The organism is Bacillota bacterium (assembly GCA_036504675.1).
In the GTDB taxonomy this organism is placed as follows: Bacteria; Bacillota; Sulfobacillia; order JAJYWN01; family JAJZPE01; genus DASXUT01.
This window is the reverse complement of the sequence record DASXUT010000147.1, coordinates 25,524-40,003: the sequence shown is the minus strand read 5'-3', so window position 1 is coordinate 40,003 and position 14,480 is coordinate 25,524. Positions and strand designations below refer to the sequence as shown.

Here is a 14,480-nt window from a genome sequence, read left to right as displayed (position 1 = left end):
CTGCACCGAGGGGATGTTTGCCAGCCTCAACCGTGGCCAGTCCTTTTGGCTCCGGGCTCGTAAAAAAGCCCGGAAGATATTGGCGGGCGCGCCATCATGGCGGCCCGCTTTCCCTTTCCCCAGGTGAACCGATGGCAGGACAAACCCGTCGAGAGGCTGAATACCGCGGTATGAACGCAGAGCGACGGATAAGACCGGCGACCGACGATGACGTCGCCGTCATCACCGGGATCTACCGCAGCGATCTGCCCCAAGGCAAATGGTGGAGTTTCGGGGGGCGCCGGCGCCGCCCGGCCTCCATCGAGGAACTGAGCCCCTTCGAGCAATGGCTCAACGGCGGGGCCTGGATGAACGAGGACTACTTGAGGGTGCACCTCAAGCGCGCGGCCGACCTGGGACACCTGGCCCTGGTGATTGAAGAACGGGGGAGCCGGCCCGCCGGCGGGAGCGGCTGGATCGTGCGCGGCGAGATCGAGGTCTATTTCTACCGGGAAGCCCGGCCCGCGGGCGCCCCGTCGGGCGGGCGGCCCGAAGCCGGCAGCCTCGTCGCCCACATCGGCGTCCTTCAGGTCGAACGAGGCTTCTTCCGCCGGGGCTTCGGCGGGGCCTTGGTCCGGCGGGCCTGCCTCGAGGCCCTTCGCCGGGGGGCCTACCGGGTCACCGTCGTCTCCAGCCGGGACAACCTTCCCTTCTACCGGCACTGCGGCTTCAGCCAACTGACCCCGGTGGTCACGGTCGAGGGACGGCTCAGTCCCAAGGCCGCCAAGGGCGGCGACGGTGTCAACGGCCTTAACGGCCAGGGCCGACCGACCCTGATCCCGCCCCCGCCGGCCATCTTCGCTGAGGCCACGTGGCCGATCATCGCCGGCATCCACCCCGGCCCCGGGCAAGCCTGGTTCCTTTATTCGGGCCAGCCTTACCCGGATCCCGAGTTCCTGGCCCACCGCCTGGACCTAAGCATGGTCGACCTGCCGGAGCCCGGTGGCCGCCTCCCGCGGCCGTCCGTGGTCTCCTTCCGGCAGAACCAGATCGATGACGGTGAGGTCATCTTTTACTGCCTGGCCGCGCCGCGGAGCGAGGGAGCGGACCCGTCCTTCGGCGGCGTGGAGCGGGCCGCCTTCGGCGAACTGGTGCGATGGGCGCGGGCCCTGGGCTACCAACGCTATCGGACCTACCTGACCGGTCCCGACTACGCCCGGCTGCGCTTCGCCTTTCGGATGAGGGAGGCCGGCCGTGAGTTCGTCTCCCAGCTTCGCACGGCGGACCTGACCCCGGGGGCGGAGGAGTGAGCGGGCGCGGCCGCCCCGTCCGGCCCCCCGCCCTGACCGAGGTCTACGACCACCTCTTGGCCCGCTTCGGTCCGCGTCACTGGTGGCCGGCCAGGACCCCCTTCGAGGTGGCCGTCGGCGCCATCCTGACCCAGGCTGTGGCCTGGCGCAACGTCGAAAAGGCCATCGCCAGCCTGGACGCGGCCGGTCTGCTGAACCCGGCGGCCCTGGCCGCCGCCGACGGCGATGCCCTGGCTGAACTGATCCGGCCGGCCGGCTACTACCGGGTCAAGGCCCGTAAGCTCCAAGCCTTGTCCCGGCACCTGGTCGAGGGCTACGGCGGGCGGGTCGAGGCCATGGCCGACCGGCCGCTCGCCGAGCTCCGCCCCGAGCTGCTCGGCGTGTATGGGATCGGGCCGGAGACGGCCGACTCGATCCTGGTCTATGCCGTCGGCCTGCCCTCCTTCGTCGTCGATGCCTACACCTACCGGGTCTTCGGGCGGCTCGGCCATTGGCCGGAGACCTTTCGGTCTCCGCGTTACCATGAAGTGCAGGCCTTCTTCCACGGTCATCTGCCGGCCGACCTCGGCCTGTTCAACGAGTTCCACGCCCTCATCGACCGACTCGGTCACCGTATCTGTCTCAAGTCCAGGCCCGGGTGCGGCGAGTGCCCGCTGGCCGGCCTTTGCCGACAAGATGGGACCCCTGACAAGGTGGCGCCGCCGCGGGCATAAGCGAAGGACCCCTTTAGAAAGAACAAAACCCCTGCTAGCATGGGCTAGCAGGGGCCGCGGGAAGGCCCCGCGAGGGGCCACTGGAACCGTCCCTAGCTGGGGGGAAAAGTGAAAAGGGGGGAGAAATCCAAAAAAATTTTCCTTTGGAAGAAGGAGTTTCCAGCAGGGTGGCGTATCTGACAAAGTACCGACAGAAATGTCGAAACCCGAAAGCTCCGTTTTCAAGGCAAACCCATCGCAAGGTGGGGACGCAAAGCCACGGGTCGGCACGGTGGAACCGTAGTCGATGGCCGGGTTGCCGGAGGTAAACACGGGGGAAGGCTGTTTTTAGTCGCCTTTACCTGTCCTTCGGCGCCTGGCGCCAAAGGACAGGTTTTTTTGTCGGGTCTTTTCACCAGGACCGAGAGCGCTGGTCTCCTGCTCTCAGTATCGGACCCGAGGTCGAAAGAGTTTAGCTGGAGACGAAGAGTTTTCTCGGCCCCCAGGTTGGGTCGGGCAAGGACGCCCGGCCGGTGGCCCAAGGAGGGATGACGGTGATATCCAAGGCGATCTTCCCAGAAGTGGTCAAGTTCCTGGAGCGGGGGCTGAATGCCTCCTCCCTGCGGAACACGGTCCTCGCCGACAACCTGGCCAACGTCGACACGCCGGGGTTCAAGCGCTCCGACGTCTCCTTCGAAGGCCTCCTCGCTGAGGAGAGCAGGCGGTCATCGAACGGCTCGGCCGGGGATGGTTGGCAACCCAAAGTCGTCACCGACAGCACCACCTCGACGCGCCAGGACGGCAACAACGTCGATGTCGACGCGGAAATGACCAAGCTGGCCGAGAACACCATTTACTACGACGCCCTGGTCAAGCAGATCTCCAGCCAGTTCGCTCTGCTCAGGTCGGCCATCACCGAGGGGAGGCGCTAAGCGATGCGACTCTTCGGAGCGATGGACATCAGCGCCTCGGGCTTGACCGCCCAGCGCCTGCGGCTCGACCTGATCGCCTCGAACCTGGCCAACGCCAACACCACCCGCACCGAGCAGGGCGGGCCATACCGGCGGCAGGTGGCCGTGATGGAACAGCGCGGGCCGAGCCTCTTCTCCAGGTATCTCGGGTCGGCCGCCCAGAGACGCGCGGCCGGCACCGGGACGGAGGCCGCGGGGACAGTCGGCGGGGGGGTCCGGGTGGCCTCCATCGTCGAAGACCCCACCCCATCGAAGCTCAAGTATGAACCCGGCCACCCCGACGCCGACGAGAACGGCTACGTGAGCCTCCCCAATGTCAACGTGGTCACCGAGATGGTCGACATGATCGAGGCGACCAGGGCGTACGAAGCCAACGTGACGGCGATCAACTCGGCCAAGTCGATGGCCCTCCGGGCCCTCGAAATCGGTCGAGGTTAGTAGAAGGGGGGGCCGACGGTGAAGATCGATCTGACCCTGCCCAGGCCGGCCGGCCTGGTCGGAACCGGGGCGACCGGGGCGGCCAACGCCGGGGCCTCGCTCGGCGGGACGACGCCGGAGGGAAACTCCTTCGCCGACCTCCTCAAGCAGGCCGTCGGTGACGTGAATCAGCTCCAGCTGCAATCGGAGCAGGCCGGGCTGGACCTGGCCGCCGGGAACGTCACCGACTTGCACCAGGTGATGATCTTGACCGAGAAGGCCGACCTGGCCCTGCAGCTCGCCATCCAGGTCCGCAACAAGGTCATCGAGGCCTACCAGGAAGTAATGAGGATGCCGGTGTAAAGGCCCTCGCTCCGCCGACCGCAGTAAGCTCCCATATCCAGTCCACCAGGGGGATTAACCCCGGGTCAAGCGACGCCAAGGATGGCGGCTGGGGCCATGACGGCTCCTCGAGACATGGAGGTTATTCCCGTGCCTTCGGCGCCCTGTGAAAGGGGCTCGGAGGCAGCGGGAAACCCGGCGCTATCGTCCCCCTTTTTGTGTCCCCATGGACCTGTCCCTGGCCCCGCCCCGACCAGCCCCGCCCCAGGTCCGGAGGTGTAGTCCTTGGACTTCAACGCGATCCGACGCCAGATAGCCAGTACGTGGGCCCGGCTCACCGGCCGCCAGCGGTCTTTGGTGATCGCCGCGGCTTTGGTCGCCGTCCTGACCCTCGCTATCTGGAGCGCTGTCTACGCCCGCGGACCGCAGTACGCCACGGTCTTCTCGAGCCTCACGGCCCAGGACGCGGCGGCCATCGTCAAGCAGCTCGATTCCGACAAGACCCCGCACAAGCTGACCGACGGCGGGACCACCATCCAGGTCCCGGCCAAGGACGTCTACTCGACCCGCCTGGCCCTGGCCAGCGCCGGGTTGCCCAGCGGCGGCGTGGTCGGCTTCGAGATCATCGACAAGACCCAACTCGGGGCGACCGACTTCGAGCGGCGGGTGAACTACATCCGGGCCCTCCAGGGCGAGTTGACCCGGACCATCACCCAGGTCGCCGAGGTCGAGGAGGCCAGGGTCCACATCGTCCTGCCGGAGCAGAGCTACTTCGTGACCATGGCCAAGCCGGCCACGGCGGCCGTCTTCCTCAAGGTCAAGCCGGGCGTGACCCTCGACAAGAGTCAGATCCAGGGGATCGTCAACCTTATCTCGCGCAGCGTCGAGGGGCTCAAGGCGGAGGACGTCTCGGTCATCGACGTCCACGGCTACCTGCTCTCAGCCGACCTGGGCGGCGCGGAGACCCCGGACAGAGTCTCCACCGGCCTCCTGGAGGTCCAGAAAAAGTTCCAGAAGGACCTGGAGAAGAGCGTTCAGGGTCTCTTGGAGCAGGTCATCGGGCCCGGCCAGGTGGTTGCCAGGGTGACCGCCGAGATGAACTTCGACCAGAAGGTCGTGGACAAGGACCTCTTCGAGCCGGTGGTCAACGAGACCGGGATCATCCGGTCCATCCAGGAACTCGAGGAGAACATGACCGGCTCGACCCAGGGGGCCAGCGGCGCGGCCGGGACCAGCTCGAACGTGCCTGGCTATGCCGCCGGCAGCGGTACGGACCAGTCCTCCTCGGATAAGACGACCAGCACCCGGACATATGAGATCAACAACATCAAGGAACACATCGTCGTCGCCCCCGGGACCGTCAAGCGCCTGTCGGTGGCCGTGGTGATCAACCGCGACCTTCAGGCGAAGGACCAGAAGGCCATCGAGGACACGGTCCGGGCGGCGATCGGTCTGGATTCCACCCGCAACGACCAGATCATGGTCAGCGGGATCAAGTTCGACACGAGCATGGCCGAGGCCGTCGCCGCCGACATGTCCAAGGCGAAGAAGCAGAACCAGTGGGTCTCCCTGGCGATCCGGATCCTCCTGGCGGCGGTGGTGGGCTTCATCCTCTGGCGGATCCTCTTCGGCGGCGGCAAGAAGCGCGAGGAGATCCTCAGCGACGTCTTCACCAGTGAGGAACGGCGGGCCCAGGTCATCGCCGAGATCGGCCAGGAGGAGTTGCCTCCCGAGGAGGTCGAGCGACGCCGGCTGCGGGAGCAAGTCGACCAGCTGGCCAAGAAGAAGCCCGACGAGTTCGCCAAGGTCCTGAAGACCTGGTTGACCGAGGACTGACGAGGAGAAAGGGAGAGACCACGTGGCCAGAGCGGCAGGCGGACTGAGCGGAAAACAAAAAGCGGCCATCCTCCTGATCGCCCTGGGCACCGAGAACTCGGCCAAGGTCCTCAAGTACCTCGGCGAGGAGGACATCGAGCAGCTCACCCTGGAGATCGCCAGCCTCAAGAAAATCCCTTATGAGGCCCGCGAGAAGGTCATCGACGAATTCCACGCCCTCTGCACGGCCCAGGAGTACATCGACCAGGGGGGCATCGACTACGCTCGTGAGATCCTCGACAAGGCCCTCGGGACCCAGAAGGCTGTCGACATCCTCCATCGCCTGACGACGACCCTCCAGGTCCGGCCGTTCGACCTGATCCGCAAGACCGACCCGAGCCAGCTGCTCAACTTCATCCAGGGGGAGAGCTCGCAGACGGTCGCCTTGATCATGGCCTACCTCAGCCCCCAGCAGGCTTCGGTCATCCTCCAGTCGTTGTCGCCGGAGCGCCAGGCCGACGTGGCCCGGCGGATCGCGACCATGGACCGGACCTCCCCGGAGATCCTCCGCGAGGTCGAGAAGGTCCTCGAACGCAAGCTCTCCTCGCTGATGACCCAGGATTTCGCGGCCGCCGGCGGGGTGGATACGGTGGTCGGCGTCCTCAACTTCGTCGACCGCAGCACCGAAAAGTCGATCATCGAGACCCTCGAGGTCCAGGACCCTGAACTGGCCGAGGAGATCAAGAAGAAGATGTTTGTCTTCGAGGACATCATCCTCCTCGACGACCGCTCCATCCAGCGGGTCCTCCGCGAGGTGGACATCTCCAAAGACTTGCCCCTGGCCCTTAAGGTGGCTTCCGAGGACGTCAAGAACAAGATCTTCAAGAACATTTCCAAGCGGGCTGTGGACAACCTCTCCGAGAGCATGGAATACCTCGGACCGGTCCGCCTGAGGTCGGTCGAGGAGGCGCAACAGAAGATCGTCAACATCATCCGCAAGCTTGAAGAGGAAGGCGAACTCGTGGTCGCTCGCGGCGGAGGTGACGAGCTTGTCGTCTAGGATTATCAAGGCCAGAAGGTTATACAGCGGAATGCCCAGGTTGGTCTCGATTGCCGGGTCGTCGGTCAAGGTCCTCGTCCGCGACGGCACCGATGGCCGCGAGATCGCCATCACGTCGGACATGGCCGCCGTCCACCTGCCGGCGAGCGCCGTCACCGTAGAGGGCGGGGCGGTCGCCGGCGAGGCAGCGGCCGCCCACCTGGTCGACCAAGCCCAGGAGAAGGCCGGGAAGATAGTCGCCGAGGCCCGCGAGGGGGCCGCCGCTATCAGCGAAGCGGCCTACCAAGAGGGGCTGACCCGGGGCCGCGAAGAGGCCTTCCAGGCCGCCAAGGCGGACAGCCAGAAGCTCATCGACGAGGCCCAGAAGGTCCTCGACGGGGCCAGGGCCGAGCGAGACGAGGTTGTCGCCCAGGCCGGTCCGGAGATCATCCGCCTGGCCCTGGCGGTGGCCCGGCGGATCGTCAGGGAGACCGCCGAGTCCGACCCGGAGATGGCCTTCCGAGCCGCCCTCGACGGGATGAAAAAGGTCCGCGACGAGGAAGAGCTGACCATCCGGACCCACCCGCGCGACGCTGTCGCCCTCGACGAGAGGAGCCAGGAGCTGCGGGCCATCGCCCGGGGGGCGAAGAAGCTGACCATCACCGAGGACCCGACCATCGAACCTGGAGGCTGTGTCATCGATTGCCCCAGGGGCAGCGTGGACGCCCGGTTGGACCGGCAACTGGCCCGGGCTGAGAAAACCCTCCGGGACGTGATGAACGGTGAGAAGTAGCTCGACGCGGCCGGCCGGCGAAGCCAAGCTGTTCCAGGCCGAGCGGTACCTGAAGGTCCTTGACAACACCGACGTCCTGGCCCTCAACGGGCGGGTGACCCAGGTCATCGGGTTGACCATCGAATCGGACGGCCCCGGGGTCAACGTCGGAGAGCTCTGCCACCTCTTCCCAAGAGGAAGCGTCGAGCCGATCCCGGCCGAGGTGGTCGGCTTCCGCAACGAACGGGTCCTCCTGATGCCCCTTGGCGAGATGGGCGGCATCGGCCCCGGGTGCGAGGTGGTGGCCACCGGTGAGCCCCTGAGGGTCGAGGTCGGGCGGTCCCTCCTCGGACGGGTGGTGGACGGGCTTGGGCGGCCCATCGACGGCCAGGGGCCGGTCGAAGTGGAGGCCCACTACGCGGTCCACAACGCCCCGCCCAAGCCGCTCGACCGGCCGCGGATTAAGGATCACCTGGCGGTCGGCGTGCGGGCCATCGACGGTCTCCTGACCTGCGGCAAGGGCCAGCGCCTGGGGATCTTCGCCGGCAGCGGGGTGGGCAAGAGCACCCTCCTCGGGATGATCGCCCGCAACACCGAGGCCGACGTCAGCGTGGTGGCCCTGGTCGGGGAGCGCGGCCGAGAGGTCCGCGATTTCCTGGAGAAGGACCTCGGCCCGGAGGGCCTCAAACGCTCGGTGGTCATCGTCGCCACCTCGGATCAACCGGCCCTGGTCCGGATCAAGGCGGCCTTCGTGGCCACGGCCGTCGCCGAGTTCTTCCGCGACGGCGGGCTGGATGTCCTCCTGATGATGGATTCGGTCACCCGCTTCGCCATGGCCCAACGGGAGGTCGGTCTGGCCATCGGGGAACCGCCGGCCACCAGAGGCTACACCCCGTCGGTCTTCTCCCTCCTCCCGAAGCTCCTGGAACGCTCGGGGACGGCCAAGCGGGGCAGTATCACCGGGTTCTACAGCGTCCTGGTGGACGGCGACGACATCACCGAACCGGTGACCGACACGGTCCGCGGCATCCTCGACGGACACATCCTCCTCTCCCGGGCTATCGCCGCCCAGAACCTCTACCCGGCCATCGACATCCTCGGGAGCGTCAGCCGGTTGATGACCGAGGTCGTCCCGAAGGAGCACCGCGACGCGGCCTCGGAGGTCAGGAAAATCCTCTCGACCTACCAGGACGCGTCCGACCTGATCAACATCGGCGCCTACGTCGACGGCTCGAACCCCAATATCGACCGGGCCAAGCGGCTGATCGAACCGGTCCGGGCCTTCCTCAGACAGGACGTGAACGAACTGGAGGGCTTCGCCTCCATCCGCGGACGCCTTTTGGAACTGGGGCGCCAGGCGGCCGGAGGGGCGGCCGGATAAGGAGGCTGACCCGTGAACCGCTTCAAGTTCCGTCTGGAGAAGGTCCTGAACCTCACCCTCTCCCGCGAGAAGCAGGCCGAAGCCGAACTGGCCGAGGCCAGGCGGCGGGAGGAGGACGAGAAGAGGCGGCTCCTGGAGATCGAGAAGAACATCATCAAGGTCCTGGCCGGCGCCCGGGAGCTGGAACGCCGGCCGGCGAGCGTGACCGAAATCAAGAAATACCGCGACTTCCTCAAGAAGCTGAACGGCGACCGCGAACTCCAGCGCCAAGCGGTCGAACGGGCGGCCGAAGTGACCGCCCGCAAGCTGGCGGCCCTGCTGGAAGTGAGGAAGAAGCGGAAGACCCTCGAGAACCTGAGGGATCGGCGCGAGGCGGACTACCGCCGTCAGTCCCTGGCCGAGGAGCAGAAGGTCCTGGACGAGGTCGGCGGGCAGGCCGCCGGCCGGAGACGGACCTCGGCCTGAGCGCCGGAGGAACTCGAGGCGGCGAAAGCGGGCCCGTAGCCGGCCCCGGAAGTGGGCCGCGAGAACCCGGTCGGAGCGGAGGTGATGACGCGGATGCCCAGGAAGTCGCTGCTCGATGACCTCGACCCCCAAGGTCCGGTGGACCTGGAGGAAGAGGACAGAGGCAAGGGCAAAGGGAAGGGCAAAGGGAAGGACACGAAGAAGGGCGCCCAGGACGCCGCGGGCAAGGGCGGCAAGGGCAAGGGCCGGACCTCCCCGATGGCCATCCTCCTCGTCATCTTCGTCCTCGGGCTCGCCGCCGCCGTCGGTTCATTCTTCATCGTCTCCGCCAACCCCAAGGCCAAGGCGGCCATGGCCAAGCTCCCGGTGGTGGGCAGGGTCTTCGCACCGAAGACCGCCAAGGTCGACCCGACCGCAGCCGACCGCCAGAAGCTGAGCCAGGACCAGGCGGACCTGGCGGCCAGGGAGGCGGCTCTCCAGGAAGCCCAGGCCGCCGCCGAGGCCAAGGCCAAGGAGCTGGCCGACAAGGAGAAGCTCCTGGCCCAAAGGGAAGCTGCCCTGACCCAACTCGAGACCCAGCTCCAGGGGACCAAGAACACCGTTGACAAGCTGGCCAGGCTCTGGGCGGCGATGAAGCCGACCGAGGCGGCGGCGGTGGCCGAGCGGCTCGACGACGAGCTTCTGGTGTCCATCCTCACCAAGATGGACGAGAAGCAGGCGGCCAGGATCATGGCCGCGCTGCCCCCGGTAACGTCGGCCCGGTTGACCCGGATCATGGTCTCGCACCAGTAGTCCCGGCCGGCCTCATAGCCCCGCCCCGAATCTCAGGTCCCGCCCCGACATCCCAGCCCTGACGGACCTTGACAACTGAAGCCCCGAAAGAAGAAACCTATGTGCACCATGAAAGGAGGTGACCACGAAGGATGACGACGATCAACATACCCGCCCTCTGGGCCGGTGAAGCGGCGACGGCGCCCGGGATTCCCGGAGCCGGCGGCCCCAGCCGAGCCACCGGGGGAGAGGCCTTCGCCGAGCACTTGCGGCGGGCCGGGACCACCGGGACGAGGCCGCCGGCCGCCGGCCGGCGCTCTGGTGAGAGGCAGGTGAGGGACAGCGAAGGCCCCGATCGCCGGCGTCAGAAGGCCGCCGCCAGCGATGAGACCGGGGGTGCCCGCGAAACCCGAGACGGGTTCCGGGACGCCGCGGCCGGGCTGGCGGGACAGAGCGGGCCGACCGAGTCCCAAAAGGGACCGGGACGGACCGGAGAGAAGGAGGCCGCGGCCGGCGACGAGCCGGCGACGGCGATCCAGGCGAAAGCTACCGACGCCCCGCGGGGGTCCGACCCAAGCCCGGCGACGCCCCGGGAGTCAAGCGACGCGGGTCAGGGGCCGGAGACGAACCGGCTCACGGCCGAAGCCGCCCAGGTGGCCGAGGGCCTCGCCGAAACGGCGGGGGCCGGGCCGACCGGGAACGCCACGGCCGCCGACCTCGAAACCTTGGTGGCGAGCCTGAAGGGCCAAGCGGCCCAGGCCGTCGAAGGCCGCTCGGCCCAAGGTGAGGTGACCGCGGACGCGGCCCAGGGGGCCCGCGGGAGCGCCAAGGCCGGTACCGACGGAGCGGCCGGGGAGGCCGCCGCCGACGGGCCGGGAGACGACTCGAAAGCAGTCGGAGTCCGAGCAGTGGTCCAGCAGAAAGGTGAAGCGAAGGCCGGTGAACCGGCCGGAGCGAGTGGGGTGGCCACGACCGAGGCCCCGATACAGGGGTCGGCCGCCGCCGCCGGTGGGACGCAAGGAGCCCAAGGTCCGATAGGTCAAGCGGCCGACGGACCGGCGGGCGACGAGAGCCAATCGACCCCAGCGGCCGGAGCCGGGGCCCAAACGGATCGAACCGGTTCGAGTGGACCGGGGCGGGAACCACCGGTGGGGGCCGGGGCTGGGATGATCGGCGGGGAAGGGAACGGACGGGCGATCAAGGCCGGCCGGGCCCAGAACCGGGAGACCGAGACGGCCGACGCCGCCCAGGAGGGCCTGACCCAACCCCAAACCGGAGGGACCGACGGGCGAGTGAAGGCCGCCGCGGACGGCCCGGGGGGGAACCCCCTCCATGACCCTTCGAAGGCCCAGACCGCGGCCGGCGACCAGCCGGCGGGGTCGAGCAAGGGGGCCAAGGAGGGGCAGGCCGGAACGGCCCAGACGGTCCAAACCGACCGGACCGACGCCCCGAGCGGGCTGGCCCAGGGCCAGTCTACGGCGGGACGGCCGGACGGAACGACGGTCCAGGGGGCCGGCGCCGCCGACGGTCGAACGGTCCAGGGCGGGACGTCCAAGGTCACGGCGGAGACGGCTCGCCCCGACCCGGCTGAGATCATCAAACAGATCGTCGCCCGGACCAACCGGCAAGGGACCCGGGAGGGCGGCGAGATCCGGATCCAGCTGAAGCCGGATTACCTCGGACCATTGAACCTGCGGGTGACCCTCGAACGCGGCGCCCTGACCGCCCACCTGGTGACCCAGAGCCAGAGGGTCAAGGAGGCCATCGAGGCCGGACTCCCCCAGCTGAAGCAGGCCCTGGAAGACCAGGGACTGCGGACCGACCAGATCGCCGTGAGCCTTGGCAACGACTCCTTCTCGGCCCAGTTGAACGGGCAGGGGCGGGGCGCCTGGGGCCAGCGGGCCTGGGGCGACGCGGAGTGGAGCCGGTACCCGGCGGCGACCCCGAGCAAGACGGCCGAAGGCGCCTACGCCGCGGGACAGCCGGCCGGTGCCGCCGGCCAGTATCGATCCGACGGCCACGCTCTGAACTACGTGGCCTGAACGAAGAGGCGAAGACCCATAGCTCATGGAGGTGACCGCGAATGAGCACGACCCAGGGATCGGCCGGGGTGACCGGGTCGACCGCGACCGATTGGCAGAAGACCCCGCCGGCGATGGGCACGGCCAAGATCTTCGACGGGCAGAAGACCCTCGGCAATGACAGCTTCCTCAAGCTGCTGGTGACCGAGTTACAGTACCAGGACCCGATGAAGCCGATGGAAAACCGCGACTTCGTCGCCCAGATGGCCCAGTTCTCGGCCCTCGAGCAGATGCAGAACATGAACGGGGACATGGGCAAGCTCCTGACCCTATCCCTCCTCGGCAAGTCAGTCACCGGTAAGGACGGCGAACAAAAGCCCGTCATCGGCGCGGTGACCGGGATCAGCTTCGGCGACGGCGGCAAGATCGCCCTGAGCATCAAGGAAGACGGTTCGGACGACAAGGCCGAACCAAAGGTAGTGGCCCTCGCCGACGTGACCAAGGTCAACGGCGGGCAGAGCGCCGCGGCGGCCGGCGGGGGGAAGTGACGATGGACCCCAGGATCTACGGACCGCTGCCGGGCCCGACCGGGGGACCGGGACAGGTCAACCGTCCGAGCGGCGCCGGGAACGGGCCGCGGGGGACGCCGGGGAGCACCGGGACGGCGGGGCCGGCCACGGACTTCCGGACCATCTTCCAGAAGCAACTCGACCAGGAGCGCCTGAAGTTCTCGGCCCACGCCCAGGAGAGGTTGGCCGGCCGGACGACCCGACTGACCGAGGCCGACCTGGCCAAGCTGGACCAGGCGGTGGACAAGGCAGCCGCCAAGGGTTCGAGGGAATCGCTGATCCTCATGAAGGACCTGGCCCTGGTGGTCAGCGTGAAGAACCGGACGGTGATCACCGCCGTCGACGGCGAGCGGATGAAGGAGAACGTCTTCACCAACATCGACAGCGCCGTGATCATCTAGAGGAAGGACGAGCAAGCCGGGCCGGACCTCTTTGAGGGGGCCCGAAGCCGCCCGAATGACTGAGGGCGGACATGACAAGGAGGTCACCTAGACCATGATGCGTTCGATGTACGCGGGCGTTTCCGGCCTGCGTAACCACCAGATCAGGATGGACGTCATCGGCAACAACATCGCCAACGTCAACACCGTCGGCTTCAAGGCCGGCCGGGTCAACTTCCAGGAGATCTTCAACCAGACCATCCGCGGCGCCTCGTCCCCGCTGGGACAGCGCGGCGGCACCAACCCGCAGCAGGTCGGCTTGGGCATGGGCCTGTCGAGCATCGATACCCTCCAGATCCAGGGCAACCTGCAGACCACCGGGAAGATGACCGACCTCGCCATCCAGGGCAACGGGTTCTTCGTCCTCAACGCCGACGGCAACCTGGTCTACACCAGAGATGGGGCCTTCGACCTCGACGCCAACGGCTACCTGATCAACCCGTCCAACGGCATGAAGGTCCAGGGCTGGCTGGCCAACTCGGCCGGCGTCTTCCCGGCCAAGAACCCGAACACGATCAAGGACCTCCAGGTCCCCGTCGGTCAGAGCGTCGCCGCCTCCACCACCACCGCGGTGGCCTTCGCCAAGAACCTCGATGCCGGCCTGACGACCACGGCTCCCAATAACACCTACGTGACTTCCATCGACGTCTTCGACTCCCTCGGCGCCCGGCGTTCGGTGACGATGACCTTCACCCACACCGCGGCCAACACCTGGTCCTGGACGGCCACCGGCGACGCCGTCGCCGCCCCGGTCCAGACCGGCAACCTGACCTTCAACGCCACCGGCGCCCTGACCGCCGGTGGGGCGGCGACCATGCAGGTCACCGGCAGCGCCGGCGCGACCAGCCCCTTCACCGTCAACCTCAACTTCAATGGCCTGACCCAGTACGCCGCCGGGTCGTCGGTCGCCGCCAGCGGCCGCGACGGCTACCCGATGGGCTCGCTGATGACCTTCACCATCGACTCGACCGGCACGGTCACCGGCGTCTACTCCAACGGCGTCACCCAGAAGATCGCCCAGGTGGCCGTGGCCACCTTCGCCAACCCCGGTGGCCTCCTGAAGATGGGCGAGAACCTCTTCCAGGAGTCCAACAACTCCGGCCTCCGGGACATTGGCGAGACCGGCACCGGCGGCCGCGGGACCATCGCCCCCGGCACCCTCGAGATGGCCAACGTCGACCTCTCCCTGGAGTTCACCAACATGATCTCGACCCAACGCGGCTTCCAGGCCAACTCGAGGATCATCACCACCTCCGACGAGATGCTCCAGGAACTGGTCAACCTGAAGCGGTAAGGGTAGCCGGTGAGACCGGCTCCGATCCGTGAACGGTGACCACCTGGATGAAAGACTTTGCTCCCCGGGAAACCCCTACGGGCCCCGTTGGGAGATCAGGGGCGGGGGACGGTCAGCCCTCCAAAAGGCAACCCTCCAACCAAATGCCCACCGGCCCCCGCCCACCCCCCTTCTTTAGCAAGCCCGCCTGGCACGGGCGAAA

General features: G+C 67.6%; 15 protein-coding genes and 1 riboswitch. All 15 genes read left to right on the top strand.

Annotated elements, in window-relative coordinates:
- The first annotated feature begins 170 nt into the window (after positions 1 to 170).
- Positions 171 to 1,289, top strand: coding sequence for a GNAT family N-acetyltransferase (locus VGL40_10715; GenBank protein HEY3315731.1), 1,119 nt, complete (start codon positions 171 to 173; stop codon positions 1,287 to 1,289).
- On the top strand, positions 1,286 to 2,002 hold the full coding sequence (locus VGL40_10710) for an endonuclease III domain-containing protein (GenBank protein ID HEY3315730.1): 717 nt from the start codon (positions 1,286 to 1,288) through the stop codon (positions 2,000 to 2,002). The genes VGL40_10715 and VGL40_10710 overlap by 4 nt, the downstream gene beginning before the upstream one ends.
- Positions 2,003 to 2,217: 215 nt before the next feature.
- Positions 2,218 to 2,305, top strand: a riboswitch (cyclic di-GMP riboswitch).
- A 230-nt stretch (positions 2,306 to 2,535) separates the two neighbouring features.
- Positions 2,536 to 2,913 (top strand): flagellar basal body rod protein FlgB, encoded by a 378-nt coding sequence (flgB, locus tag VGL40_10705; GenBank protein ID HEY3315729.1) that lies wholly within the window; start codon positions 2,536 to 2,538, stop codon positions 2,911 to 2,913.
- Positions 2,914 to 2,916: 3 nt separating this feature from the next.
- On the top strand, positions 2,917 to 3,390 hold the full coding sequence (flgC, locus tag VGL40_10700) for a flagellar basal body rod protein FlgC (protein ID HEY3315728.1): 474 nt from the start codon (positions 2,917 to 2,919) through the stop codon (positions 3,388 to 3,390).
- A gap of 18 nt (positions 3,391 to 3,408) precedes the next feature.
- The gene (gene fliE, locus VGL40_10695) at positions 3,409 to 3,732 is read left to right on the top strand and encodes a flagellar hook-basal body complex protein FliE (protein HEY3315727.1); all 324 of its coding nucleotides are present in this window, start codon (positions 3,409 to 3,411) and stop codon (positions 3,730 to 3,732) included.
- Between the two features lie 264 nt (positions 3,733 to 3,996).
- Positions 3,997 to 5,547 carry a flagellar basal-body MS-ring/collar protein FliF gene (gene fliF, locus VGL40_10690; GenBank protein ID HEY3315726.1) on the top strand — a complete coding sequence of 517 codons (1,551 nt, stop codon included), beginning with the start codon at positions 3,997 to 3,999 and terminating at the stop codon, positions 5,545 to 5,547.
- A gap of 22 nt (positions 5,548 to 5,569) precedes the next feature.
- Positions 5,570 to 6,586, top strand: a complete 1,017-nt coding sequence (gene fliG / locus VGL40_10685; GenBank protein HEY3315725.1) for a flagellar motor switch protein FliG — start codon at positions 5,570 to 5,572, stop codon at positions 6,584 to 6,586.
- Entirely contained in the window at positions 6,576 to 7,358 is a 783-nt protein-coding gene (locus VGL40_10680) for a FliH/SctL family protein (protein ID HEY3315724.1), read from the top strand. The genes fliG and VGL40_10680 overlap by 11 nt, the downstream gene beginning before the upstream one ends.
- Positions 7,348 to 8,718 carry a flagellar protein export ATPase FliI gene (gene fliI / locus VGL40_10675; GenBank protein ID HEY3315723.1) on the top strand — a complete coding sequence of 457 codons (1,371 nt, stop codon included), beginning with the start codon at positions 7,348 to 7,350 and terminating at the stop codon, positions 8,716 to 8,718. The genes VGL40_10680 and fliI overlap by 11 nt, the downstream gene beginning before the upstream one ends.
- A 12-nt stretch (positions 8,719 to 8,730) precedes the next feature.
- A complete protein-coding gene (gene fliJ, locus VGL40_10670) occupies positions 8,731 to 9,183 on the top strand; it encodes a flagellar export protein FliJ (GenBank protein ID HEY3315722.1) in 453 nt (150 codons plus the stop codon).
- 93 nt (positions 9,184 to 9,276) lie between these two features.
- A complete protein-coding gene (locus VGL40_10665; GenBank protein HEY3315721.1) occupies positions 9,277 to 9,975 on the top strand; it encodes a hypothetical protein in 699 nt (232 codons plus the stop codon).
- A 131-nt stretch (positions 9,976 to 10,106) separates the two neighbouring features.
- Entirely contained in the window at positions 10,107 to 11,996 is a 1,890-nt protein-coding gene (locus tag VGL40_10660) for a flagellar hook-length control protein FliK (GenBank protein ID HEY3315720.1), read from the top strand.
- Between the two features lie 41 nt (positions 11,997 to 12,037).
- Positions 12,038 to 12,523 (top strand): flagellar hook capping FlgD N-terminal domain-containing protein, encoded by a 486-nt coding sequence (locus VGL40_10655; GenBank protein HEY3315719.1) that lies wholly within the window; start codon positions 12,038 to 12,040, stop codon positions 12,521 to 12,523.
- A 2-nt stretch (positions 12,524 to 12,525) separates the two neighbouring features.
- Positions 12,526 to 12,945: a TIGR02530 family flagellar biosynthesis protein gene (locus VGL40_10650; GenBank protein HEY3315718.1), complete on the top strand. Its 420-nt coding sequence runs from the start codon at positions 12,526 to 12,528 to the stop codon at positions 12,943 to 12,945.
- A gap of 94 nt (positions 12,946 to 13,039) precedes the next feature.
- Positions 13,040 to 14,278, top strand: coding sequence for a flagellar hook protein FlgE (locus VGL40_10645; GenBank protein HEY3315717.1), 1,239 nt, complete (start codon positions 13,040 to 13,042; stop codon positions 14,276 to 14,278).
- Positions 14,279 to 14,480 lie beyond the last annotated feature (202 nt).